Source organism: Pseudomonas sp. CLCA07 (assembly GCF_053615335.1).
The window spans coordinates 4,345,159-4,369,577 of sequence record NZ_CM132131.1; the positions used below are offsets into that span (position 1 = coordinate 4,345,159).

Below are 24,419 nucleotides of genomic sequence, written 5' to 3' on the forward strand. Positions count from 1 at the left end.
GCCCGCGAAGGCGTCATTACTGACGCCAAAAGCTTCGCGGGCAAGCCCGCTCCTACAGGTATTGAGTTCGGCCGTTAAACCGAGTCCCGCCAAGGCCTGCAAAATGGCGGTTATCTTAAAGCAAAACGGCGACCATTGGCCGCCGTTTAGTGCATCTGTACAGATTTAGACGGCTGGTGCCGGCTCAGGCTCGGCGGCCGGTTTCGGCAGCGAAGACAGGAACGCCATGATCAGGGCCGCCAGGTACGGCAGCGACTGCACCAGCAACATGGTCACCCAGAAGCGCATGTCGTTGCTCGGCAAGCCGTTCACCAGGAAGATCCCCAGCGCCGCGCCCCACAACAGCAGCATGATGAACAGCTCTTCACGGGCTTCTGCAATTGCTACCCAAAAGCCATGGCTATCGGCGTGCTTGGGCGTGCGGATGAACGGAATGCTGCTGGTGAAGAAACCGTACAACACTGCCTTGGCAATGGTGTGCGACAACGCCAGCCCGGCCAGTGCCGCGCAGAATGCATCTTTCAGGTTCACACCGACGGCACGGCGATAAAGGAAAATGATCTTGCCAACCTTGAACACAAACAGCGCCAACGGCGGGATCGCGAAAATCAGCAATGGCGGATCGACCCGCTGCGGCACGATGATCATCGCCGCCGACCACAACAACGCGCCGACGGTGAAGAAGATGTTCATGCCATCCGCGACCCACGGCAACCAGCCCGCAAGGAAGTGGTAACGCTGGCCACGGGTCAGTTCTGTGTCCTTGCCGCGCAGCAAGCTGGCGGTGTGACGCTTGATGATCTGAATCGCTCCGTAGGCCCAGCGGAAACGCTGTTTCTTGAAGTCGATAAAGGTATCGGGCATCAAGCCTTTGCCATAGCTGGTGTGGTAATACGCCGCTGACAGGCCTTTTTCGAAGACGCGCAGACCCAACTCGGCGTCTTCACAGATGCACCAGTCGGCCCAACCGAGCTCTTCGAGCACCGAGCGCCGGGTCATGGTCATGGTGCCGTGCTGGATGATCGCGTCACGGTCGTTACGGGTGACCATGCCGATGTGGAAGAAGCCTTTGTATTCCGCGTAGCAAAGCTTCTTGAAGGTGCTTTCGTTCTGATCGCGGTAATCCTGCGGCGACTGCACCACGGCGATTTTCGGGTCGGCGAAGTGCGGCACCATGTGCTTGAGCCAGTTCGGGTCGACGCAGTAGTCCGAGTCGATCACCGCAATCACTTCGGCATCCTTGGCGGTGTGCGGGATCAGGTAGTTCAGCGCGCCACCCTTGAAACCGGCCAGCGGCGCAACGTGGAAGAACTTGAAGCGCGGACCGAGGGTTTCACAATAATCGCGCACCGGTTCCCAGACCGCCGGGTCCTTGGTGTTGTTGTCGATGATCAGGACTTCGAAGTCCGGATAGTCGAGGTTGGCCAGGGCGTTGAGGGTCTGTTTGACCATCTCCGGTGGCTCGTTGTAGCACGGCACATGGATCGAGACTTTCGGTCTGTAGTCCGAATCGCCCACCACCGGCAGGAATTCGCGCCGGCGCTTGTGGGTCCAGACCGTTTCGGCCAGTTCATGGGCCTCGGTCAGCAAAACAATAAAGACCCCGAGTGCACCGAGGGCCAGGAGGAATCCGACCGTCAGGCTGAACCAGGTGCTGTATTGCTGGCTGTAGTCGTAACCGATCCACACCAACACCGAACCGCACAGAAACGCGATGAAGGTCAGGAAGGTACGGCCACGTTGACGCAGGGCCGAACCGTCGATCATCAACAGGGTCAGGGATAGCAACGCCAACACGGCCGAGCCGATCGCCAGCACCCGCCATTGCGGGATCGCAACGACCGGGCCTTCAAAGTTGAATTTCTGCTGGCGCGCGGCGTTGAACACGCCCCAATACGCGCCCACAGAGCCTTCGTCGCTGGCCTTCCACGGCTGGTCAAACGCTTCGATCACGAAGTAGTTGAAACCCTGGCGGTTGAGCTTGTTGACCAACGTGCGCAGGTAGATCGCCTGATCCGCCGGGCTGGCATCGGTGCCGCCACGCATACGGCCATTGCTCGGCCAGCCAACCTCCGAGAGCAGCAGCGGTTTTTTCGGGAACATCTTTTTCAGGTCACGGGCGCGGTCGAGGACGAACTGACCGGCCTTGTCCACCGGGATAAATTCCCAGTAAGGCAATACGTGCGCGGCGATCAGGTCGACGTGTTTGGCCAGTTCCGGGTGTTCTTCCCAGACGTGCCACTGCTCGGAGGTGGTAACCGGCACTTTCACGGCCGCGCGGACGCGATCCAGCAGTACGCTCAGTTCAGCGGCGGTAATTTCCTTACGGAAGATCGCCTCGTTGCCTACAACCACGCGGACCACGCTGCGGGACGTGTTGGCGATTTCGATGGCACGAGTGATTTCGCGCTCATTGCGCTCCTGGTCCGGGCTGATCCAGATTCCCAGTGTCACGCGCAGGCCGAATTCTTCTGCCAGCTTGGGAATATCTCCCAGCGTACCGTCGACCGAGTAAGTACGGATGTTGTCCGTCAGCTTGCTCATGATCTCCAGGTCGCGACGCATTTGATCGTCGGTCGGGTATTGCTCTTTTTGTGGGTACTGACCTTGCTGGTACGGCGAGTACGAGAAGCCGGCGATCTGTTCAGGCCAGTTGGGGGCGGTGACCGGGCGATTGATCAGCGCCCAGAAGCCGGTAAACAAGGCTGCGATGGCGAGCACCACGACCAGGTTGAGTCCAAATTTACGCGATGACATAGCTATTTCGGGTTCCGGAGGCAGTGGAACGAAGGAACGGTCGGCAGGACGGCTGCCAAAGGACTTGGAGGGCGCGCATCCTACACCGTGCTTTCACTTACCGTACATCAGGCAGGGAAAAGTCTGACGTTGGGCAATTCCGTTTCACATAAGTTCTTACACTTGTAGCCAGAAGGTTAAAAGTTCTCGCGCTGTAGCCCTATAATGCGCGCCGGTTTTTGGGGTATTGGTCATGAGCACAGAAGATCCGCGGTTTGCAGGCATCGCCCGTTTGTATGGCATCGAGGGGCTGGAGCGCCTGCGCGCGGCGCATGTGGCGATTGTTGGCGTCGGCGGCGTCGGTTCGTGGGCGGCGGAAGCTGTTGCCCGTTGTGGCGTGGGCGAGATTTCGCTGTTTGACCTCGACGATGTCTGTGTCAGCAACGTCAACCGTCAGTTGCACGCGCTGGACAGCACCGTCGGCAAACCCAAGGTCGACGTGATGGCCGAGCGCCTGCGCGGGATCAACCCGGATTGTACGGTGCACGCGGTGGCGGATTTCGTCACCCGCGAGACCATGGCCGAGTACATCACGCCGAACATTGACTGCGTGATCGATTGCATTGACAGCGTCAACGCGAAGGCTGCGCTGATTGCCTGGTGCAAGCGTCGCAAGATCCAGATCATCACCACCGGCGGGGCGGGTGGGCAGATTGATCCGACGCTGATTCAGGTGTGCGATTTGAACCGTACGTTCAACGATCCGTTGGCGTCGAAAGTGCGCTCGACCTTGCGTCGCGATTACGGCTTCTCCCGCACCGTGACCCGCCATTACAGCGTGCCGTGCGTGTTTTCCACCGAGCAACTGCGCTACCCGAAACCCGATGGCAGCATTTGCTTGCAGAAGAGTTTTGTCGGGGATGGCGTGAAGCTGGACTGTGCCGGCGGGTTTGGCGCGGTGATGATGGTGACGGCGACGTTCGGCATGGTCGCGGCGACCAAGGCTGTGGATAAGATTGTTGCTGGGGTTCGGCGCCCCTCGGATCGGGTTAAACCTGAGGTTTGAACACAATCCACTGTAGGCGCTGGCTTGCCAGCGATGGCGGCATCCCTGACACACCGCGGTGTCTGGATCGCCAGCAAGCCGGCTTCCTACAGAGCTAATTCGCGCATGCGTTGCAATACGGCGTTGAGGCCATTACTGCGCGAAGGTGAGAGCTGCCGCGAAAGCCCCAACTGATTGAACCACTCCGGCAAATCCACCTGCCGCAACTCAACCGCCGACAACCCGTTGACCCGCGCCAACAACAACGCCACCAACCCGCGAATCAACCGCGCATCGCTGCTCGCCGCAAACTGCCAATGGCCATCCTGCAGCGAGCCCACCAACCAGACCTGACTTTCACAGCCATGCACCCGGTTGGCGTCGACTTTATCCACATCACTCAACGCAGGCAGGCGGTCACCCCACTGCATCAACAGCCGCGCCCGCTGTTCCCAGCCCGCCGCGTTTTGAAACGTATCCAGCGCCGTCACCGCGTCGACAGGCAAGCTCATCGCAACAGCTCCAACGCCTGATCCAGCGCTTCAAAAAACCGCTCCAGATCTTCGGAATCGTTGTACAGCGCCAGCGACACCCGAATCGCCCCGGCCAGCTCGAAGCTCTTGAGCAACGGCATGGCGCAGTGATGACCCGCACGCACGGCGATGCCCTGTTCGGTCAGCAGATGCGCCAGATCAGAGTTATGCACACCCTCGACGACAAAACTGGCCAGCGCCAGTTGCGGCTTGCCCAGCAGCCGAATGCCATTGCGCGCTTCAAGACCTTTCAACAAATAATCATGCAACGCCGCTTCATGCGCAGACACTGCTTCCTGATCGAGGGCCGCCAGATAATCCAGCGTCGCCCCCAAACCAATCACACTGGCAATCGGCGGAGTTCCTGCCTCGAAACCCAGCGGGGCAGGGCGAAAGCGAGCACTTTGGTAGTCCGCATCCAGCACCATTTCGCCGCCAAACTGCCAGTGGCGCAGTTGTTTCAGCGCGTCATTGCGCCCGTACAACACGCCGAGTCCATCGGGACCGTAGAGCTTGTGACTGGAAAATACATAAAAGTCGCAACCCAGCGCCTGCACGTCATGCCGACCATGCACTACGCCTTGAGCGCCATCGACCACAGTCAATGCGTCGTTCGCCTTGGCCATCGCCAATAAAGCGGGCAACGGCTGCCAGGCGCCAAGCACGTTGGACAGCTGACTAACCGCCAATAGGCGGGTTTGCGGACCGATCAACTGCGCGGCGGCATCCAGATCGATCAAACCGTCGGCGTCCAGCGGCAGGATCACCAGTTTCAGCTCGCGCCGCTGGGCCAGTTGCTGCCATGGCAGCAGGTTGGCGTGATGCTCCAGGGCGCTGATGGCAATCTCATCGCCCGGATTGAAAAGAGGTTCCAGGCCATACGCCAGGAGGTTCAGCGCAGAAGTCGCGCCGTGAGTAAAAATGATCTGCCCGCCATCGCCGGCATTCAGCCATTGGGCGACCTTGCTGCGGCTGGCCTCGAACGCCTGGGTGGCATGGGCGCCGGGCAAGTGTTGCGCCCGATGCACATTGGCTGCGCCATTGGCGTAGTAATGCGTCAGGGCATCCAGCAGGGCTTGAGGCTTTTGCGTGGTGGCGGCGTTGTCCAGATAGGTCTGGCCTTGCCGTTGCAGAGCGGCGATGGCCGGAAAATCGGCGCGCCAGGGAGAGGAAATCATCATGCTGTCGGGCCCTGGTAAACATGGGCGGGTGTACGCCTGACCCTGTAGGAGCGGGCTTGCCCGCGAAGCTTTTGCGGCCTCAAGGACCCCTTCGCGAGCAGGTCGAATCGTCGCACCGTCGCTCCCACAGGTGAGCATTCGACGCTTAGTTGTGAGCGTGCAGCGCTTCGTTCAGTTCGATGGCCGATTTGTGGGTTTTGCACTCCACGGCTCCGGTCTCCGAATTGCGGCGGAACAACAGGTCGGGTTGACCGGCCAGTTCACGTGCCTTGACGACTTTGACCAGCTTGTTGTGTTCGTCCAGCAGCGCCACTTTGGTGCCAGCGGTCACGTACAGGCCCGACTCAACGGTGTTGCGGTCGCCCAACGGGATACCGATACCGGCGTTCGCGCCGATCAGGCAGCCTTCGCCGACCTTGATCACGATGTTGCCACCACCCGACAGCGTGCCCATGGTCGAGCAACCGCCGCCCAGGTCCGAACCCTTGCCGACGAAAACACCTGCCGATACACGACCTTCGATCATGCCCGGGCCTTCGGTGCCGGCGTTGAAGTTGACGAAACCTTCGTGCATCACGGTGGTGCCTTCGCCCACATAAGCGCCCAGACGGATACGTGCCGCGTCAGCGATACGCACGCCAGCCGGAACCACGTAGTCGGTCATTTTCGGGAACTTGTCCACCGAGAACACTTCCAGCAGTTCGCCACGCAGACGGGCTTCCAGTTGATGCTCGGCCAGTTCGGCCAGGTCGATCGCGCCTTGGCTGGTCCAGGCCACGTTCGGCAGCAACGGGAACACGCCGGCCAGGTTCAGGCCGTGCGGCTTGACCAGACGGTGGGACAGCAGGTGCAGCTTGAGGTAAGCCTCAGGCGTGGAAGTCAGCTGAGCGTCTTCGGCCAGAATGGTCGCGACCAGCGGCTTGTGGCTCTCGGCCAGACGGGTCAGCAGCGCGGCCTGGGCAGCGTCGACGCCTTTCAGTGCTTCAGCCAGTTGCGACGCCTGAGCGGTGCTGAACGCGATGGCCTGATTGCCTTCGGTGTAGCCCAGTACCGGCGCGATGGCCGCGACCAGTTCGGCCGACGGGTTGAGCAGTGGCTGTGCGTAAAACACTTCCAGCCATGCGCCTTGACGGTTTTGAGTACCAACACCAAAGGCCAGGCTAAACAGGGTAGTGGACATGTAAATAACCTCTAACAAAATTGAACGGGCTGGCTTACTTGAGCGCTGCCGCGTAGATATCTGGCTTGAAGCCAATCAGGGTTCGGTCACCGAGATCGAGCACAGGGCGCTTGATCATCGAGGGTTGTGCGAGCATCAGTTCGATGGCTTTCGGTTGGTCGAGATCGGCTTTGCGTTCGTCGTCGAGCTTGCGAAAGGTCGTGCCTGCACGGTTCAACACCACTTGCCAGCCGTGCTCGTCGCACCATTGGGACAGGTGTTCACGGTCAATTCCGACCGCTTTGTAATCATGAAAGTCATAGCTGACAGCGTGTTCATCGAGCCAGGTGCGCGCCTTTTTCATGGTGTCGCAGGCTTTGATGCCGAAAAGGTGCAACGTTTTGCTTGAAACGGTCAAGGAATTGCCCCCTTTGCAGGTGCTGGAAAAAAATGGTGACGGATTATGCCATGGAAGCGCAAAACCTGTGGGAGCCGAGCTTGCTTGCGATGGCGTTTTAGCATTTAACATTTTTGCTGGCTGACAGTCTGCTATCGCGAGCAAGCTCGGCTCCCACAGGTATTGCGGTGCTTCAGAGCGGTCCGCAGCGGTGTGCGACATTGGTGTAAGGGGCTTCGTGCAGTCTAAGCCACAAATGTGGCATTTCGATGCTGTCGATTGCCTTCGCCGTTGCGGCAGTATTGTCGCCGGCGCAAGCCCAAGCGCTGGCATTTCAGATGGATCTTCTGGTGCGACGTTTGTGGCTCAAGGCGCCGCGGGCACGACGCCTTGAGTTGTATAGCCTCAGCCGTCGTCACCCGATTGGCGATGACGTGTCGCGAGAGGTGTTAGGGGGGACGCTGGATTCACTCGCTTTCGGGATACGGATAAGCCTTGGACATAAAGGCTTTATCCTTTTCGCTGAGGCTAAAATTGTGCCAAATCTGGAAGTCACCTTCGGTCCATTGCTGAAGGATGGGATAGTGCATGATCGAAAGCGGATCGTAGGGTGAGTAATTGACCTCGCTCGCGTCGAGGAGATTGAAGTAGCGTTGGTCAACCTCACGCCGTTGGAAATTGTCTTCGCTAGCGTCTTCGGGTACGTCATGTGCTGCATAGACAGCTTTCTTGTTCCACGGAATAGTCATCTCGGGGTGCAGGTGTTCATGTTCGGCACCCAGTGCATGGCCGAACTCGTGCATGACATAGTGGTTGAAAAGTGGGATATGGAGCATCCAGTCTCCGATCACCATGGTGGGTCCATCTTCCGTCAATAGCGCGTCTGTCCCGATATTGGACCAATAGGTTGCAGGCTCGGTGCGGATACGGATATCACCTTCTTCACCTTCGACGAAGTCAAACTTGAGGTTGATGTGAGGTAACCAGTTACTTGCGGCAGCCTTGACCCCATCCTTGAACGCTTGACCACCGTTCAAAAAAGCAATGCGCAATGTACGGCCTGGCGCCCAGAATTTGGTGTGTCGGGCTACTGCTCTTTTTTTTCGACTGGAAGAAGTGCTTTGGCGGTTCGCTGGGTTTTCAGTAATTGCCACCTCGTAGGAGGTAGTCGGGTCTACCGAGTGTTCGGAGAAGCAATAGGGTACATCATTCATAATTAAACATCCGTGTTTGGTTTGTTTGAATGTGAATCAGGTGGGCTGAAGTCAGTTAATATTTTTTGGATAGAATTCGCCGATGGATTTTATATCTTGTTCACTCAGTTCCGAATAGGTGCCTACTTCCCAGATGCCATCTGTAAGCTCCTTGTCTACGGGGTAGTGCATAATCGAAGTTTTGTCGTAAGGAGCGACTCGCGAACTGTCTGTTCCTTTTGTTGTAAATAACTGATCGTCTACCAGTTCTTTATCCCAGCCGAATTGCGTAGCATAAGCTTTATAGACTTTTGGTTTGTTCCAGGGGATGTTCGCTTGAGGGTGCTGGTGTTCGTGCTCCAGGCCCAGCGCATGACCGAACTCATGTAAAACAGTCACCTTGAAGTCAGGGTCTGAAGGTTTTAGACCTATGTACATAGTGGGTTGGCCTGCCTCGACGGTCAGGGCGTCGGTGCCAATACTGGAGCCGTTCAGTGTCGTGTTTGTCGAAATCCGGATGTCCGCATTGGCTTCCTTGGATAATCCGAAAATCAGACTAACGTGTGGGTCCCATTGCCAAATCAGTTGTTCGATGGCGTCTTGTAGTGCCTCGGGTGGGTTGTCGATAAAAGCTATTGTTAGCCAGCGATGTTTTGGCCAAAGTTTTGTGTGGTTGGCTATTGCACTAATAGTGAATTCTCCGGGTGCATGTTTAGGTGCGTTGTCCGGGTTTACTTTAATGGCTGCTTCGTATGATGCTTGTTCGCTGACAGGATTAAATACTATGCAGGATGATAGTTTGCACATGTCGAACTTCCTTGTTCTGGATTGTTTTAGTGTGATGTTTTTAACGTGTGATGATACTAAGTCTGGCGAGTAAGTTTATCAAGGCGGTATTTTGCGTGGGTTGTTTCAGGGTGTTCGCTAGTTGAGCTTGCCCCCTCGTTGCAAGGGGGCAAGTTTGTGATATTACTTTTGGCGTTTGATAAAGGCGCGAATACGCTCGGCCGCTTCGACACATTCAGCCAGCGGCGCAACCAGTGCCATGCGCACTCGACCGGCACCCGGATTAGCGCCATCGACGTCACGGGACAGATAAGAACCCGGCACCACCGTCACATGTTCTTCAACAAACAGATCGCGGCAGAACGCCTCGTCATCGCCTTCAACATTCGGCCACAGATAGAAGCCGCCATCCGGACGCTGCACGTCCATCACCGGGCCGAGAATTTCCAGCACGGCATCGTACTTCTCGCGGTACAGCACACGGTTGGCGCGCACATGCACTTCGTCATTCCATGCAGCAACGCTGGCCAGTTGGGTCTGAACCGGCATCGCGCAACCGTGATAGGTGCGGTACAGCAGGAAGCCTTTGAGGATATCGGCGTCGCCAGCCACAAAACCCGAGCGCAGGCCTGGCAGGTTGGAACGCTTGGACAGGCTGTGGAACACCACGCAACGCTTGAAGTCTTTGCGACCCAGTTCCACGCAGGCGCTGAGCAGGCCGGCCGGCGGGGTTTGCTCGTCGAAATACAGTTCGCTGTAGCACTCGTCAGCGGCGATCACGAAGTCGTATTCGTCGGCCAGGGCGATCAGCTTCTTCAGTGTCTCGACCGGGATCAGTGCGCCGGTCGGATTACCTGGCGAGCACAGGAACAGGATCTGGCAACGCTTCCAGATGTCCGGCGAAACGGCGTCGAAGTCCGGGTTGAAGCCGTTTTCATCCAGGCAGGGCAGGTAGTGCGGCTTGGCTCCGGCGAGAAAGGCCGCGCCTTCGTAGATCTGATAGAACGGGTTCGGGCTGACGACCAAGGCGTCTTCGCCACGGTTGACCACAGTCTGGGTAAAGGCGAACAACGCTTCGCGAGTGCCGTTGACCGGCAGCACGTTACGCGCCGGGTCGAGCCAGCCGCTCGGGACGCTGAAGCGGCGTTCGCACCAGGCGGCGATGGCTTCACGCAGCGCCGGGATGCCGAGGGTGGTCGGGTACACGGCCATCTGATCCAGATTGCTGGCCAGGGCTTCGGCCACAAAGCTCGGCGAGCGGTGCTTTGGCTCGCCGATAGACAGCGCAATAGGGCGTTTGTCCGGGTTTGGCGTGACGCTGCCGAGCAGGGCGCGGAGCTTCTCGAACGGGTAAGGCTGCAACTGGTTCAGAGCGTTGTTCATGGGGGCCTCGTTCAATGTGGGAGCTGGCTTTTGTAGGAGCCGGGCTTGCCCGCGATGCATGCGCCTCGGGTTGTCAGGTGCACCGAGGTGATGCTATCGCGGGCAAGCCCGGCTCCTACATAAGCGCTTTCCCACAGGGAAATTTGTTAATTCAGATACTGAGTCGTGACAGTTTAATATCGGGTTCGTGGCTGACGCTCAGCTGCTCAACGATTGCATCCTGCAAGCGGCTGCACAGCAGCGGGTCGGACAGTTGCTGGTTGTTGGCGTCGGTAATGAAGAAAACGTCCTCTACCCGCTCGCCCAGCGTAGCGATCTTGGCGTTTTGCAGCGACAGGTCGAACTCCAGGAAAATCGTGCCAATGCGCGCCAACAGGCCCGGACGGTCGGGAGCCGTGAGTTCCAGCACGGTCACCGGACGCTGGGCGTCGTTGTGGATCGTCACCTGTGGCGCAAAGGCGAAATGCTTGAGCTGGCGTGGTACACGGCGCTGGATGATGGTCGGGTAGTCAGCCGGGTTGCGCAGGGCTTCGGTCAGGCCGTCGCGGATCTGTTTGACCCGCGCCGGGTTGTCGCCAATCGAGTCGCCGTCAGTGTCGAGCACGATGTAGGTGTCGAGGGTGAACTGGCTGCTGGAGGTGATCACTCGGGCGTCGTGAATGTTCAGGTTGAGCTGGTCCATCGCGGCCACGGTCACGGCGAAGAAATCGTGCTGGTCCGGCGCATAAATAAAGATCTGCGTGCCGCCCTCGAATTCGCGCTGCGTGGTTTCCTTGATCAGCACCAGCGGCCCGCCGTCGGCAGGTTGTTGCAGGATCGCGTCGGTGTGCCAGGCGACATCGCCGGCGGTGTGACGCAGGAAATAGTCATCACCCAGTTGCGACCACAGCTGTTCGACGTCGTCCGGATCGTTACCGCCGCGCACCAGGATGTCCAGGGCGGCGCTCTGGGTCTGACGGATTTGCATTTCGCGATCCACCGGGTTTTCCAGGCCGCGGCGCAGGGCGCGCTTGGTCTCGGTGTAGAGCTGGCGCAACAGGCTGGCGCGCCACGAGTTCCACAGGGTCGGGTTGGTCGCGTTGATGTCGGCCACGGTCAGCACGTACAGATAATCGAGGCGGGTTTCGTCACCGACAGCCTGTGCAAAATCGTGGATCACCTGCGGGTCGGATAAGTCCTTGCGCTGAGCGGTGGTCGACATCACCAGATGGTTTTGCACCAGCCAGACGATCAGGCGGCTGTCCCACACCGGCAATTGATGACGCTGGCAGAAAGCTTCGGCATCCACCGCGCCGATTTCCGAGTGGTCGCCATGCCGGCCCTTGCCGATGTCGTGGTACAGGCCGGCCAGGTAAATCAGCTCGGGCTTGGGCAGTTTGCCCATGAGCTTGCTGGCCAGCGGGAATTTTTCCGACACTTGGGTGTACTGCAGCTTACGCAGGTGTTTGATCAGGTTCAGGGTGTGCGCGTCGACCGTATAGATGTGGAACAGGTCGTGTTGCATCTGCCCGACGATCAAGCCGAATTCAGGCAAGTAGCGCCCGAGAATGCCGTAACGGTTCATCCGGCGCAGGTTGCGGTGGATGCCGATCTTGCACTTGAACAGCTCGATAAACAGGCTGGTATTACGAATGTCGTTACGGAATTCGTCGTCGATCAGGTGACGGTTTTCGCGCAGCAGACGGATGGTGTCGGCGCGCACGCCTTTGATTTCCGGCTGCTGGGCCATCAGCACGAAGATTTCGAGCATGGCGAAGGGCGTGCGACGGAATACGTTGTCGTTGCGTGCCTCGATGTAGCCGTCGTGCAACTGGAACCGCGAGTTGATGGGCTGTGGCGGCGCTTCATCATCCGGGGCGAGGATGACTTCTTCGAAATGCTGGATGATCAGGTCGCTGAGCTGCGCAATGCTCATGACCACCCGGTAATACTGCTGCATGAAGTTTTCGATGGCTTGCTTGGCGTCATCACCGACGAACCCCAGCAGCCCGGCAATCGAACGCTGGTGATCGAACAGCAAGCGATCCTCGGAACGGCCGGCGAGCATGTGCAGCGCGTAACGGACCTTCCACAGAAATTCCTGGGATGAGGCCAGCAGCGCGTTTTCGCTCTCTACCAGAAAACCTTCGCCGGCCAGTGCACGCAGGTTAAGGGTGCCGTATTCACGACGGGCCACCCACAGAATTGTCTGGATATCCCGCAGCCCGCCGGGCGAGCCTTTGACGTTGGGTTCCAGGTTGTATTCCGTGTCGTTGTATTTGTGGTGACGGGCCTTCTGCTCGGCGCGCTTGGCCAGGAAGAAGTCCTTGCTCGGCCACATGTGCGCGGTGCTGGTAACGTCCAGCATGCGCTGGCGCAGGCGTTCAGGGCCGCAGATGGTGCGGCTTTCCATCAGGTTGGTAACAACCGTCAGGTCGGCGCGGGCCTCAACGGCGCATTCGTCCACCGAGCGAACGCTCTGACCCACCTCCAGGCCGATGTCCCACAGCAACGTCAGAAAACGCTCGATGGAATCGCGGAAAACTTCGTGGTCGGCGCTGTCCAGGAGGATCAGCAAATCGATGTCGGAATACGGGTGTAACTCACCGCGACCGTAGCCGCCGACCGCGACCAGAGCGATGTCGGCGTCTGCACTCCAATTGAACTGCTCCCAGGCCTTTTGCAGGATGTTATCGACGAACCAGGCGCGATCCTCGATCAACCGGCGAATTTCGCGGCCGCTGCGAAAGCGCCCGTCGAGTACCTCGCGGGCCTGGCGGATCGCCTTCTTGAAGGCCGCGATCGGGCTTGCTTTCAGGGCCAGTTCAGCCTGGAACTGGCCGCGATCGAAGAGTTCGGGATCCACCTGCGGCATCGATTGGCTTTCCTGTCTATCTATAAGGCTGAGAGCGGTGCAGTCCGGATCAGGCCGAGACGCGCGCGATGGTGTCGTCGGCGCGCAAGGTAAAGATCTCGTAACCGGTTTCGGTGACCAGCAGGGTGTGCTCCCACTGGGCCGACAGCTTGCGGTCCTTGGTGATCGCGGTCCAGCCATCGCCCAATACCTTGGTGTCGGCTTTGCCCTGGTTGATCATCGGCTCGATGGTGAAGGTCATGCCGGCCTTGAGTTCCATGCCGGTGCCGGCGCGGCCGTAATGCAGGATTTGCGGCTCTTCGTGGAACACCTTGCCAATGCCGTGACCGCAGAACTCGCGAACCACCGAGAAGCCGTTCTTTTCCGCGTGCTTCTGGATGATTTCGCCGATGTCGCCGAGGCGGCAGCCGGGTTTGACGATTTCAATCGCCTTGTACATGCATTCCTGGGTCACTTGCGACAGGCGCTCGGCCCAGACCGGCACGGTGCCGACGTGGAACATGCGGCTGGTGTCACCGTGGTAGCCGTCCTTGATGACGGTGACGTCGATGTTCAGCGTGTCGCCATCCTTCAACGGCTTCTCGTTCGGAATGCCGTGGCAAACCACGTGGTTGATCGAGGTGCAGATCGACTTCGGGTAGCCCTTGTAGTTGAGCGGGGCAGGAATGGCTTTCTGCTCGTTGACAATGTAATCGTGGCAGATGCGATCCAGCTCTTCGGTGGTGATACCCGGTTTGACATGTTCGGCAATCATTTCCAGCACATCGGCGGCCAGTTTGCCGGCGATGCGCATTTTTGCGATGTCCTCTGGGGTTTTGAGGGTGACGGTCATACAGGCTCTCTTTGCGCTCGATGGCGCTTGTTGAAACGAAATGGGCGGTGTGCGATCGATCTTCGCGGCCCTGAAAAACCTGATTCTATCAGACGATCAGCGCAAATCTGAGCCTCTGTGCGTCGCATCTCTCTATAGATTGGCGCATTCTTGAGCGATTCCAAGGGGCGATTAAAGACGCGTGTCAGGTTTTGAGAATCCGGGTTCCGTTTTTTGCAGCCTTGTGGTATAAAATGCGCCGCTTTCCGGGGATACCCCGAAAGGCTTAAATCCACACACGTGTCGACACGATGACCTGGGTGCCTTCAGCTGATGCTGCTGGTTGGTCATTGGGATACGTGGAGGCCAAACCCGACTTATTAAGGAACTATCATGTCCCAAGTCAACATGCGCGATATGCTGAAGGCCGGTGTGCACTTCGGTCACCAAACCCGTTACTGGAACCCGAAAATGGGTAAATACATTTTCGGCGCGCGTAACAAGATCCACATCATCAACCTTGAAAAAACCCTGCCAATGTTCAACGAAGCTCTGACTTTCGTAGAGCGTCTGGCCCAGGGCAAAAACAAGATTCTGTTCGTCGGCACCAAGCGTTCCGCTGGCAAGATCGTTGCTGAAGAAGCAGCACGTTGCGGTTCGCCGTACGTCGATCACCGCTGGTTGGGCGGCATGCTGACCAACTTCAAAACCATCCGTGCTTCCATCAAGCGTCTGCGTGACCTTGAAGTGCAAGCCGAAGACGGTACGTTCGCCAAGCTGACCAAGAAAGAGGCGCTGATGCGCACTCGCGACCTGGAAAAGCTGGACCGTTCCCTGGGTGGTATCAAGGACATGGGCGGTCTGCCAGACGCTCTGTTCGTTATCGACGTTGATCACGAGCGCATCGCGATCACCGAAGCCAACAAGCTGGGCATCCCGGTTATCGGCGTAGTCGATACCAACAGCAGCCCGGAAGGCGTTGACTACATCATCCCAGGCAACGATGACGCAATCCGCGCTATCCAGCTGTACATGGGTTCGATGGCTGACGCTGTAATCCGCGGTCGCAACCACGTTGCTGGCGGCACCGAGCAGTTTGTTGAAGAAGCTCCGGTAGCAGCAGCTGAGTAACTGACGCCTTGGCGTTGACTCAGTAAGCAAAAAGGGGGCTTGGCCCCCTTTTTGCCACCTCGAAAACCGTTTGTCGGCCCCGCACTTGCAGAGCTGTAACGTGCAGCGGCTTACAACGGTGGTTCGGGAAGAATTGATCGCCCGTTCGATCGGGTGGAATGGTTGAAAACCTATCCAAGAGGATTTTGAAAATGGCAGCAATTACTGCAGCGTTGGTTAAAGAACTGCGTGAGCGTACCGGCGAAGGCATGATGGATTGCAAGAAAGCCCTGGAAAAGGCTGACGGCGACATCGAAAAAGCCATTGATGATATGCGTGCTTCCGGCGCAATCAAGGCTGCCAAGAAAGCAGGCAACGTGGCTGCTGAAGGCGCTATCGCTCTGAAAGAAGACGGCAAATCTGCTGTTCTGCTGGAAGTAAACTCGCAGACTGACTTCCTGGCCCTGCAGGACGACTTCAAGGCATTTGTTGCTGCTAGCGTTGAAAAAGCGTTCGCCGACAAACTGACTGACGTCGCTCCGCTGATCGCCGCTCAAGAGGCTGATCGCCTGGTACTGGTTGGCAAGGTTGGCGAGAACGTCAACATCCGTCGCCTGGTACGCGTTGAAGGTGATGTTGTTGGTGGTTACCTGCACGGCAACAAGATCGGTGTTGCAGTTGTCCTGAAAGGCGGCAACGTTGAACTGGCCAAAGACATCGCTATGCACGTAGCGGCCAGCAACCCTGAGTTCCTGCTGCCTTCGGAAGTTTCTGCCGAAGCGATCGAGCGTGAAAAAGCTGTGTTCCTGCAGCTGAACGAAGAAAAAATCAAAGGCAAGCCAGAAAACATTGTTGAAAATATGGTCAAAGGCCGTATCAGCAAGTTCCTGGCCGAAGCGAGCCTGGTTGAGCAGGCGTTCGTCAAGAACCCTGAAATCAAGGTTGGCGAACTGGCCAAGAAAGCCGGTGCTGAAATCGTTTCTTTCACCTACTTCAAAGTAGGCGAAGGCATCGAGAAGCCAGTAGACAACTTCGCTGAAGAAGTTGCTGCCCAGCTGGCTGCTGCCAAGTCGTAAGACGGTTTTTTAAACTGTCGCCCTGAAGAGGCTGCCCGCTTACGCGCGCAGCCTCTTTTCAGATGGGCTGCCAATTTTTTAATTGGTTTCCCTTTGGAACTGGCTTACAAAGCCATGTTCCGATGGCGTTGAAGCAGCGCCAAGCTAGAGTGAGCGCAGCTGTAAACAGCTCGCACAGAATTTTTAAAATACGCCGCAGGAGAGATTCGCAATGGCTCAGCAGGGCAGTGGTTATCAGGCTCGCTATAAACGCATTCTACTCAAGCTTAGCGGCGAGGCCCTGATGGGCTCGGAAGAGTTCGGGATCGATCCGAAAGTTCTGGATCGCATGGCGCTGGAAGTCGGCCAACTGGTCGGTATCGGTGTTCAGGTCGGTCTGGTGATCGGTGGTGGCAACCTGTTCCGCGGTGCTGCGCTGAGCGCGGCCGGCATGGATCGGGTGACGGGCGACCACATGGGCATGCTGGCCACTGTGATGAACGCCCTGGCCATGCGCGATGCGCTGGAACGTGCCAATATCTCGGCCATCGTGATGTCGGCGATTTCCATGGTGGGCGTGACCGATCACTATGATCGTCGCAAAGCCATGCGCCACCTGAACGCCAAGGAAGTCGTGATTTTCGCAGCCGGTACAGGTAATCCGTTCTTTACCACGGATTCGGCGGCTTGCTTGCGTGCAATCGAAATCGATGCCGATGTCGTGCTCAAGGCGACCAAGGTCGATGGCGTCTACACCGCTGACCCGTTCAAAGACCCGCATGCCGAGAAGTTCGATCATCTGACTTACGATGAAGTGCTGGATCGCAAGCTGGGCGTGATGGATCTGACGGCCATTTGCCTGTGCCGCGACCACAAGATGCCGCTGCGCGTCTTTAACATGAACAAGCCCGGCGCCCTGCTGAATATCGTGCATGGCGGCGCTGAAGGGACCCTGATCGAGGAAGGCCAACAATGATCAATGAAATCAAGAAAGACGCTAAAGAGCGTATGCAGAAATCCGTCGAATCGCTGATGCACAACTTCGGCCGTATTCGTACCGGCCAGGCGCACCCAAGCATTCTTGAAGGCGTGATGGTGCCGTATTACGGTTCCGACACCCCGATCAAGCAGGTGGCGAACATCACCGTCAAAGACGCCCGTACCCTGCAAGTCGTCGCCTTTGAACGCAACATGCTGGGTGCCGTCGACAAAGCCATCGGCAGTGCTGGTCTGAACCTCAACCCGACCAACTTGGGTGAGTTGTTGCTGATCTCCATGCCGGCCCTGACCGAGGAAACCCGCAAGGGCTTCACCAAGCAGGCTCGCGATGTCGCTGAAGACGCCCGTGTTGCGGTGCGCAACATCCGTCGTGATGCGAATAGCCAGCTAAAGGATCTGGTCAAGGAAAAGGAAATCAGTGAAGACGAAGAACGTCGCGCCACTGGCGAGATCGATGATTTGACCAAAAAGTTCGTGGCAGAAATTGACGCGAATCTGGCTCAGAAAGAAAAAGACCTGATGGCCGTATAAGGGTCGCGTTTTCATGGAAAAGACCAAGCAGACTGTGCCGTCCGCGGTGCCGCGCCATGTCGCGATCATCATGGATGGTAATAATCGCTGGGCGAAGAAGCGCTTTATGCCGGGTGTCGCCGGGCATAAAGCGGGCGTGGATGCAGTTCGTGCGGTGATCGAGGTGTGCGCCGAGGCCAAGGTCGAAGTGTTGACCCTGTTTGCCTTCTCCAGTGAGAACTGGCAGCGTCCCGCAGATGAAGTCAGTGCCTTGATGGATTTGTTCTTCAAGGCATTGCGTCGCGAGGCCAAGCGCCTCAATGACAACAACATCAGTCTGCGGATCATCGGTGATCGCTCGCGCTTTCATCCCGAGCTTCAGGCTGCCATGCGTGAAGCTGAGGCGATGACCGCCGGTGCCAACCGCTTTGTCTTACAGATCGCCGCCAATTACGGTGGTCAGTGGGACATCGCGCAGGCCGCTCAGCGTCTGGCACGGGAAGTTCAGGCCGGACATCTGCGTCCGGAAGACATCACCCCTGAATTGCTGCAAACCTGTCTGGCCACCGGCGATCTGCCGTTGCCGGACTTGTGCATCCGTACAGGTGGTGAGCACCGCATCAGCAACTTCCTGCTGTGGCAGCTGGCTTACGCTGAGTTGTACTTCTCCGACCTGTTCTGGCCGGACTTCAAACACGACGCCATGCGAAACGCGCTGGCCGATTTCGCTTCTCGCCAGCGCCGCTTCGGTAAAACGAGCGAGCAGGTCGAGAATGGAGCCCGGGTTTAATGCTTAAACAACGAATCATCACCGCACTGATCCTGCTGCCGATCGCTTTGTGCGGGTTTTTCCTGCTTGAAGGTTCCAGCTTTGCGCTGTTCATCGGGTTTGTAGTGACGCTCGGCGCTTGGGAATGGGCTCGGCTGGCCGGCTTCACTGCTCAGCCGATTCGCGTTGCCTATGCCGTTGTCGTCGCGTTGATGCTGTTTGTCATGTACATCCTGCCGGGGTTGGCGCCTTGGGTGCTGGGCGCTTCAGTGCTCTGGTGGGGTGTGGCGACTTATCTGGTGCTGACGTACCCGCGCTCCAGCGAGCACTGGGCCAGCGCCGCCAGCAAACTGGTGATCGGTTTACTGATCCTGTTGCCGGCCTGGCAAGGCTTGGTCCAGATCAAGCAGGCGCCCTTGGGGAACTGGTTGATCATGGCGGTGATGGTGTTGGTCTGGGGTGCCGATATCGGTGCGTACTTTTCCGGCCGGGCCTTCGGCAAGCGCAAGCTGGCGCCGCAGGTCAGCCCTGGCAAGAGCTGGGAAGGCGTGTACGGCGGTTTGCTGCTGAGTCTGCTGATCACGGCGATTGTCGGTTTAGTGCGCGACTGGAGTTTTGCCCAGATGCTGATGGGGTTGATCGGTGCGGCAGTGATCGTCTTCATCTCGGTGGTGGGCGACCTCACCGAGAGCATGTTCAAGCGTCAATCGGGCATTAAGGACAGCAGCAACCTGCTGCCGGGGCATGGTGGTGTCCTGGATCGAATCGACAGCCTGACGGCTGCGATTCCAGTATTCGCTGTGCTGTTGTGGATGGCCGCACCGTGAGCCGCCCACAACAGATTACTGTCTTGGGGGCGACCGGTTCGATTGGTCTGAGCACCCTCGACGTGATTGCTCGTCATCCGACGCGTTACCAGGTTTTCGCCTTGAGCGGGTTCACTCGCCTGAGCGAGTTGTTGGCCTTGTGCGTGCGTCATACGCCACGGTTTGCTGTTGTGCCGCAAGCGAGCGCCGCCCGAACCCTGCAGGACGATTTGCGCGCGGCTGGCCTGTCGACTCGTGTGCTCGTAGGGGAGGAGGGGCTGTGTCAGGTTGCTTCTGATCCTGAGGTCGATGCAGTCATGGCGGCGATCGTTGGCGCGGCGGGTTTGCGTCCGACCCTGGCGGCAGTCGAGGCCGGCAAGAAAATTCTGCTGGCTAACAAAGAAGCTCTGGTGATGTCCGGGGCGCTGTTCATGCAGGCTGTGCGCAAAAGCGGTTCGGTACTGCTACCGATCGACAGTGAGCACAACGCGATTTTCCAGTGCATGCCACAGGATTTCGCCCGTGGGCTTGGCGCGGTCGGCGTGCGTCGGATTCTTCTTACCGCCTCTGGTGGTCCGTTCCGACAGACACCAATGGCCGAACTGGCGCATGTTACGCCTGACCAGGCGTGTGCTCACCCGAACTGGTCAATGGGGCGCAAAATTTCGGTCGATTCCGCCAGCATGATGAACAAGGGGCTCGAGTTGATCGAGGCCTGCTGGCTGTTCGACGCCAGGCCGTCCCAAGTCGAAGTCGTGATTCACCCTCAGAGCGTGATTCATTCTCTGGTCGACTACATCGATGGTTCGGTGCTGGCCCAGTTGGGCAATCCGGATATGCGCACGCCGATCGCAAACGCCCTGGCCTGGCCGGAGCGTATCGACTCGGGCGTGGCGCCGCTGGACCTGTTTGCCATTGCGCGTCTGGATTTCCAGGCCCCCGATGAAGAGCGTTTCCCTTGTCTGCGCCTTGCGCGTCAGGCTGCGGAGGCTGGCAATAGTGCACCGGCGATGCTCAATGCTGCGAATGAAGTGGCTGTCGCGGCGTTTCTCGACGGGCGGGTTCGCTACCCGGAAATCGCGAGTATTATCGAGGAAGTGTTGAACCTCGAGCCTGTCGTTGTGGTGGAAGATCTCGAGGCGGTGTTCACGGCCGACGCGAAAGCGCGAGTTCTGGCCGGGCAATGGTTGAGTCGTCACGGGCGATAAGTGCTGCAATACGTTGGCCCATGCGGCACTGAATAGGATTGCGGAGAAAGTAGATGAGCGCGCTCTATATGATTGTCGGCACCCTGGTGGCTTTGGGTGTGCTGGTTACCTTCCACGAATTCGGCCATTTCTGGGTCGCACGTCGCTGTGGGGTCAAAGTGCTGCGTTTCTCCGTAGGCTTCGGCATGCCGCTGCTACGCTGGCACGACAAGAAAGGTACTGAGTTCGTCGTGGCTGCCATTCCATTGGGCGGCTACGTGAAGATGCTCGATGAGCGGGAAGGCGAAGTGCCGGCCGATCAGCTCGAGCATTCCTTCAATCGCAAATCTGTCCGTCAGCGTATCGCCATCGTGGCCGCAGGTCCGATCGCCAATTTCCTCTTGGCAATGGTGTTTTTCTGGGTGTTGGCGATGCTCGGCAGCGAGCAGGTGCGGCCAGTCATCGGCGCAGTCGAGTCCGGCAGTATTGCCGCCAGGGCCGGTTTGAGCGCTGGTCAGGAAATCATTGCCATTGATGGCGAGCCAACTTCCGGCTGGGCGGCGGTGAATCTGCAGCTGGTTCGTCGTCTTGGTGAGAGTGGTTCACTTCAATTATTGGTGCGTGAGCAGGGCTCCACGACGGACTCTCCTCGCGAACTGGCGCTGGATAAATGGCTCAAGGGTGCTGACGAGCCGGATCCGATTCGTTCGTTGGGTATTCGTCCCTGGCGTCCGGCGCTGCCTCCTGTGTTGGCCGAGATTGATCCGAAAGGGCCGGCGCACGCCGCGGGTCTGAAAACCGGTGACCGGTTGCTTGCTCTTGATGGCAAGGCGCTGGATGACTGGCAGCAAGTGGTCGACATCGTTCGTATGCATCCGGATACCAAAATCATGCTGCGCGTTGAGCGTGATGGTGCTCAAATCGACGTCCCTGTTACGTTGGCCGCTCGCGGCGAGAGCAAGGCGCCTACCGGTTATATGGGGGGCGGAGTGAAAGCGGTCGATTGGCCGCCAGAGATGATTCGCGAAGTCAGTTACGGCCCGGTGGCGGCAATTGGAGAGGGTGCACGCCGCACCTGGACCATGAGCGTACTGACCCTCGATTCACTCAAGAAAATGTTGTTCGGCGAGCTCTCGGTAAAAAACTTGAGTGGACCGATAACCATTGCTAAAGTGGCGGGCGCTTCTGCCCAGTCGGGCGTTGCTGACTTCCTGAATTTCCTTGCATATCTGAGTATTAGCCTGGGGGTTCTGAATTTGTTGCCCATTCCTGTACTGGATGGGGGGCATCTGTTGTTTTATCTGATTGAGTGGGCGCGTGGTCGTCCCTTGTCAGATCGGGTGCAGGGTTGGGGGATACAGATCGGTATCAGTTTGGTGGTCGGGGTGATGTTGCTCGCTCTGGTCAATGATTTGGGCCGTCTGTAACAACTTCGCTGAATTGCGAATCTGCCGCATTTTGCGGCAGTTAGTTTATTGCCAGTTGGAATAAGAAAGGACTTCATGAAACGTCTGCTGCTAACTGCGGTTCTCACCGTATTGATGATCGCCGAAGTTCACGCCGAGTCCTTCACTATCTCTGATATTCGCGTCAATGGCCTCCAGCGGGTCTCCGCGGGTAGCGTCTTTGGTGCTTTGCCGTTGAACGTCGGTGAACAGGCGGATGATCGTCGCCTGGTGGAATCCACTCGTGCGTTGTTCAAAACCGGGTTCTTTCAAGATATCCAGCTGGGCCGCGATGGCAACGTCCTGGTCATCACGGTAGTCGAGCGCCCGTCGGTCGCCAGTATCGAGATCGAGGGTAACAAGGCGATCTCTACTGAAGACCTGATGAAAGGCCTCAAACAATCCGGTCTGGCTGAAGGCGAGATCTTTCAGCGTGCCACGCTCGAAGGTGTGCGCAACGAACTGCAGCGCCAATACGTCGCCCAGGGTCGCTACTCCGCCACCGTCGACACCGAGGTAGTGCCGCAACCCCGTAACCGTGTCGGGTTGAAGGTCAACATCAACGAAGGCACCGTCGCGGCTATCCAGCACATCAACGTGGTGGGTAACACCGTTTTCCCTGAAGAAGACCTGATCGACCTGTTCGAACTGAAGACCACCAACTGGCTGTCGTTCTTCAAGAACGACGACAAGTACGCGCGTGAAAAGCTTTCCGGTGACCTGGAGCGTCTGCGCTCCTACTACCTGGACCGTGGCTATATCAATATGGATATCGCTTCGACGCAGGTGTCCATCACCCCGGACAAGAAACACGTCTACATCACTGTCAACATCAACGAAGGCGACAAGTACACCGTTCGTGACGTCAAGCTGAGCGGTGACCTGAAAGTCCCTGAAGATCAGATCAAGTCCCTGCTGCTGGTTCAGAAAGGCCAGGTGTTCTCGCGCAAGCTGATGACCACCACCTCGGAATTGATCACCCGCCGTCTGGGTAACGAGGGTTACACCTTCGCCAACGTCAACGGTGTGCCTCAGCCCCATAATGAAGACCACACGGTCGACATCACCTTCGCTGTGGATCCGGGCAAACGTGCTTACGTTAACCGTATCAACTTCCGTGGCAACACCAAGTCCGAAGACGAAGTGCTGCGCCGCGAAATGCGTCAGATGGAAGGTGGTTGGGCTTCGACCTACCTGATCGATCAATCCAAGACGCGTCTTGAACGCCTGGGCTTCTTTAAAGAAGTGAACGTCGAAACCCCGGCTGTGCCAGGTGTCGATGACCAGGTTGACGTGAACTACGGCGTTGAAGAACAGGCTTCCGGTTCGATCACTGCCAGCATTGGCTTCGCACAAAGTGCCGGCCTGATCCTCGGTGGTTCGATCACCCAGAACAACTTCCTGGGTACCGGTAACAAGGTCAGCATCGGCTTGACCAAAAGCGAATACCAGAGCCGCTATAACTTCGGTTATGTCGACCCGTACTGGACTGCTGACGGTGTGAGCCTGGGTTACAACGCTTTCTATCGCACCACCAACTACGATGATCTTGATGTCGACGTAGCAAGCTATGCCGTAGACAGCTTGGGTGCTGGTGTGAGCGTCGGTTACCCGATCAGCGAAACATCGCGTCTGACCTTTGGTCTGACTGGACAGCAAGACAAGATCAAGACCGGTCAATACACCGTCGACGAGATTTTCGACTTTGTTAACCGTGAAGGCGACGAATACCTGAACTTCAAGGCTTCAGCTGGCTGGTCCGAGTCCACCCTGAACAAAGGCGTATTGGCGACCCGTGGTCATTCTCAAAGTTTGACGGCGGAAGTCACCACACCGGGTAGCGATCTGTCGTTCTTCAAACTCGATTACCGTGGCCAGTTGTTCCAGCCATTGTCTGAAAACTACACCATGCGCCTGCATACTGAATTGGGTTATGGCGATGGGTACGGCTCGACGGACGGCTTGCCGTTCTACGAAAACTACTTCGCTGGTGGTTTCAATTCGGTTCGTGGCTTCAAGGACAGTACGTTGGGCCCGCGCAGTACGCCGAGCCGTGGCCAGGGCGTTACTGGTAACCAGGGTACTCTTGCAGACCCGGATCAGGATCCACTGCCGTTCGGCGGCAACGTCCTGATTCAAGGTGGTGCAGAGCTTCTGTTCCCGCTGCCGTTCGTCAAGGATCAACGTTCCCTGCGCACTTCGGTATTCTGGGATGTGGGTAATGTGTTTGACTCCAAGTGCGAGCAAACCACCAATACCAACCCTCAGTCGAAGTCCAATACGCAATGTAACGATATCAGCTTCAGCGACATGGCCAGCTCCGTGGGTGTTGGTGTTACATGGGTAACAGCGCTGGGGCCGCTGAGTTTCGCACTGGCAATGCCGGTAAAAGAACCGGATAACGCTGAAACTCAAGTGTTCCAATTCTCTCTTGGCCAGACGTTCTAAGCGTCTGCTCCA

At 57.7% G+C, this 24,419-nt stretch carries 20 protein-coding genes; 10 read left to right on the plus strand and 10 right to left on the minus strand.

What is annotated here, in order from left to right; all coding sequences use genetic code 11:
- Positions 1–165: 165 nt before the first annotated feature.
- Positions 166–2,757, minus strand: a complete 2,592-nt coding sequence (locus ACWGZX_RS19905) for a glycosyltransferase (protein ID WP_452625118.1) — start codon at positions 2,755–2,757, stop codon at positions 166–168.
- A gap of 232 nt (positions 2,758–2,989) precedes the next feature.
- Between ACWGZX_RS19905 and tcdA the strand changes: the two genes are divergently transcribed.
- A complete protein-coding gene (gene tcdA / locus ACWGZX_RS19910; RefSeq protein WP_452625119.1) occupies positions 2,990–3,802 on the plus strand; it encodes a tRNA cyclic N6-threonylcarbamoyladenosine(37) synthase TcdA in 813 nt (270 codons plus the stop codon).
- Positions 3,803–3,888: 86 nt separating this feature from the next.
- On the opposite strand, the gene ACWGZX_RS19915 is transcribed toward tcdA, so the two are convergent.
- The 9 genes from ACWGZX_RS19915 to map form a co-directional block, all read right to left on the minus strand.
- Positions 3,889–4,293 (minus strand): SufE family protein, encoded by a 405-nt coding sequence (locus ACWGZX_RS19915; protein ID WP_452625120.1) that lies wholly within the window; start codon positions 4,291–4,293, stop codon positions 3,889–3,891.
- Positions 4,290–5,495, minus strand: a complete 1,206-nt coding sequence (locus ACWGZX_RS19920) for an aminotransferase class V-fold PLP-dependent enzyme (RefSeq protein ID WP_452625121.1) — start codon at positions 5,493–5,495, stop codon at positions 4,290–4,292. The genes ACWGZX_RS19915 and ACWGZX_RS19920 overlap by 4 nt, the downstream gene beginning before the upstream one ends.
- 145 nt (positions 5,496–5,640) lie before the next feature.
- Positions 5,641–6,675, minus strand: a complete 1,035-nt coding sequence (dapD, locus tag ACWGZX_RS19925) for a 2,3,4,5-tetrahydropyridine-2,6-dicarboxylate N-succinyltransferase (protein WP_452625122.1) — start codon at positions 6,673–6,675, stop codon at positions 5,641–5,643.
- A 34-nt stretch (positions 6,676–6,709) separates the two neighbouring features.
- Positions 6,710–7,018: an arsenate reductase gene (locus tag ACWGZX_RS19930; protein WP_238542515.1), complete on the minus strand. Its 309-nt coding sequence runs from the start codon at positions 7,016–7,018 to the stop codon at positions 6,710–6,712.
- A gap of 500 nt (positions 7,019–7,518) precedes the next feature.
- Positions 7,519–8,265, minus strand: a complete 747-nt coding sequence (locus tag ACWGZX_RS19935) for a hypothetical protein (protein WP_452625123.1) — start codon at positions 8,263–8,265, stop codon at positions 7,519–7,521.
- Positions 8,266–8,316: 51 nt separating this feature from the next.
- Entirely contained in the window at positions 8,317–9,051 is a 735-nt protein-coding gene (locus ACWGZX_RS19940; RefSeq protein WP_452625124.1) for a M12 family metallopeptidase, read from the minus strand.
- 162 nt (positions 9,052–9,213) lie between these two features.
- Entirely contained in the window at positions 9,214–10,413 is a 1,200-nt protein-coding gene (gene dapC, locus ACWGZX_RS19945) for a succinyldiaminopimelate transaminase (RefSeq protein ID WP_452625125.1), read from the minus strand.
- Between the two features lie 151 nt (positions 10,414–10,564).
- Entirely contained in the window at positions 10,565–13,267 is a 2,703-nt protein-coding gene (locus tag ACWGZX_RS19950) for a [protein-PII] uridylyltransferase (protein WP_452625126.1), read from the minus strand.
- 49 nt (positions 13,268–13,316) lie between these two features.
- On the minus strand, positions 13,317–14,099 hold the full coding sequence (map, locus tag ACWGZX_RS19955; RefSeq protein WP_046029187.1) for a type I methionyl aminopeptidase: 783 nt from the start codon (positions 14,097–14,099) through the stop codon (positions 13,317–13,319).
- Positions 14,100–14,471: 372 nt separating this feature from the next.
- Between map and rpsB the strand changes: the two genes are divergently transcribed.
- From rpsB to bamA, 9 genes are all read left to right on the plus strand, one after another.
- Positions 14,472–15,209 carry a 30S ribosomal protein S2 gene (gene rpsB / locus ACWGZX_RS19960; protein ID WP_003219330.1) on the plus strand — a complete coding sequence of 246 codons (738 nt, stop codon included), beginning with the start codon at positions 14,472–14,474 and terminating at the stop codon, positions 15,207–15,209.
- Positions 15,210–15,400: 191 nt separating this feature from the next.
- On the plus strand, positions 15,401–16,264 hold the full coding sequence (gene tsf, locus ACWGZX_RS19965) for a translation elongation factor Ts (RefSeq protein WP_007949329.1): 864 nt from the start codon (positions 15,401–15,403) through the stop codon (positions 16,262–16,264).
- 211 nt (positions 16,265–16,475) lie between these two features.
- Positions 16,476–17,219, plus strand: a complete 744-nt coding sequence (gene pyrH / locus ACWGZX_RS19970) for a UMP kinase (protein ID WP_003172271.1) — start codon at positions 16,476–16,478, stop codon at positions 17,217–17,219.
- Complete coding sequence (gene frr / locus ACWGZX_RS19975) at positions 17,216–17,773, plus strand: ribosome recycling factor (protein WP_033056300.1); 558 nt, start codon at positions 17,216–17,218, stop codon at positions 17,771–17,773. The genes pyrH and frr overlap by 4 nt, the downstream gene beginning before the upstream one ends.
- 13 nt (positions 17,774–17,786) lie before the next feature.
- Positions 17,787–18,542, plus strand: coding sequence for a polyprenyl diphosphate synthase (uppS, locus tag ACWGZX_RS19980; RefSeq protein ID WP_223511919.1), 756 nt, complete (start codon positions 17,787–17,789; stop codon positions 18,540–18,542).
- On the plus strand, positions 18,542–19,348 hold the full coding sequence (locus ACWGZX_RS19985; protein WP_452625127.1) for a phosphatidate cytidylyltransferase: 807 nt from the start codon (positions 18,542–18,544) through the stop codon (positions 19,346–19,348). The genes uppS and ACWGZX_RS19985 overlap by 1 nt, the downstream gene beginning before the upstream one ends.
- A complete protein-coding gene (gene ispC, locus ACWGZX_RS19990; RefSeq protein WP_452625128.1) occupies positions 19,345–20,535 on the plus strand; it encodes a 1-deoxy-D-xylulose-5-phosphate reductoisomerase in 1,191 nt (396 codons plus the stop codon). The genes ACWGZX_RS19985 and ispC overlap by 4 nt, the downstream gene beginning before the upstream one ends.
- A 53-nt stretch (positions 20,536–20,588) precedes the next feature.
- The gene (gene rseP / locus ACWGZX_RS19995) at positions 20,589–21,941 is read left to right on the plus strand and encodes a sigma E protease regulator RseP (protein ID WP_452625129.1); all 1,353 of its coding nucleotides are present in this window, start codon (positions 20,589–20,591) and stop codon (positions 21,939–21,941) included.
- A gap of 75 nt (positions 21,942–22,016) precedes the next feature.
- On the plus strand, positions 22,017–24,407 hold the full coding sequence (bamA, locus tag ACWGZX_RS20000) for an outer membrane protein assembly factor BamA (protein ID WP_452625130.1): 2,391 nt from the start codon (positions 22,017–22,019) through the stop codon (positions 24,405–24,407).
- Positions 24,408–24,419: the final 12 nt, after the last annotated feature.

What these genes read in the sequence shown, in the direction of transcription:
- ACWGZX_RS19905 (WP_452625118.1), bottom strand. Translation starts at nt 2,757, where the DNA reads ATGTCATCGCGTAAATTTGGACTCAACCTGGTCGTGGTGCTCGCCATC.
- tcdA (WP_452625119.1), top strand. Translation starts at nt 2,990, where the DNA reads ATGAGCACAGAAGATCCGCGGTTTGCAGGCATCGCCCGTTTGTATGGC.
- ACWGZX_RS19915 (WP_452625120.1), bottom strand. Translation starts at nt 4,293, where the DNA reads ATGAGCTTGCCTGTCGACGCGGTGACGGCGCTGGATACGTTTCAAAAC.
- ACWGZX_RS19920 (WP_452625121.1), bottom strand. Translation starts at nt 5,495, where the DNA reads ATGATGATTTCCTCTCCCTGGCGCGCCGATTTTCCGGCCATCGCCGCT.
- dapD (WP_452625122.1), bottom strand. Translation starts at nt 6,675, where the DNA reads ATGTCCACTACCCTGTTTAGCCTGGCCTTTGGTGTTGGTACTCAAAAC.
- ACWGZX_RS19930 (WP_238542515.1), bottom strand. Translation starts at nt 7,018, where the DNA reads ATGAAAAAGGCGCGCACCTGGCTCGATGAACACGCTGTCAGCTATGAC.
- ACWGZX_RS19935 (WP_452625123.1), bottom strand. Translation starts at nt 8,265, where the DNA reads ATGAATGATGTACCCTATTGCTTCTCCGAACACTCGGTAGACCCGACT.
- ACWGZX_RS19940 (WP_452625124.1), bottom strand. Translation starts at nt 9,051, where the DNA reads ATGTGCAAACTATCATCCTGCATAGTATTTAATCCTGTCAGCGAACAA.
- dapC (WP_452625125.1), bottom strand. Translation starts at nt 10,413, where the DNA reads ATGAACAACGCTCTGAACCAGTTGCAGCCTTACCCGTTCGAGAAGCTC.
- ACWGZX_RS19950 (WP_452625126.1), bottom strand. Translation starts at nt 13,267, where the DNA reads ATGCCGCAGGTGGATCCCGAACTCTTCGATCGCGGCCAGTTCCAGGCT.
- map (WP_046029187.1), bottom strand. Translation starts at nt 14,099, where the DNA reads ATGACCGTCACCCTCAAAACCCCAGAGGACATCGCAAAAATGCGCATC.
- rpsB (WP_003219330.1), top strand. Translation starts at nt 14,472, where the DNA reads ATGTCCCAAGTCAACATGCGCGATATGCTGAAGGCCGGTGTGCACTTC.
- tsf (WP_007949329.1), top strand. Translation starts at nt 15,401, where the DNA reads ATGGCAGCAATTACTGCAGCGTTGGTTAAAGAACTGCGTGAGCGTACC.
- pyrH (WP_003172271.1), top strand. Translation starts at nt 16,476, where the DNA reads ATGGCTCAGCAGGGCAGTGGTTATCAGGCTCGCTATAAACGCATTCTA.
- frr (WP_033056300.1), top strand. Translation starts at nt 17,216, where the DNA reads ATGATCAATGAAATCAAGAAAGACGCTAAAGAGCGTATGCAGAAATCC.
- uppS (WP_223511919.1), top strand. Translation starts at nt 17,787, where the DNA reads ATGGAAAAGACCAAGCAGACTGTGCCGTCCGCGGTGCCGCGCCATGTC.
- ACWGZX_RS19985 (WP_452625127.1), top strand. Translation starts at nt 18,542, where the DNA reads ATGCTTAAACAACGAATCATCACCGCACTGATCCTGCTGCCGATCGCT.
- rseP (WP_452625129.1), top strand. Translation starts at nt 20,589, where the DNA reads ATGAGCGCGCTCTATATGATTGTCGGCACCCTGGTGGCTTTGGGTGTG.
- bamA (WP_452625130.1), top strand. Translation starts at nt 22,017, where the DNA reads ATGAAACGTCTGCTGCTAACTGCGGTTCTCACCGTATTGATGATCGCC.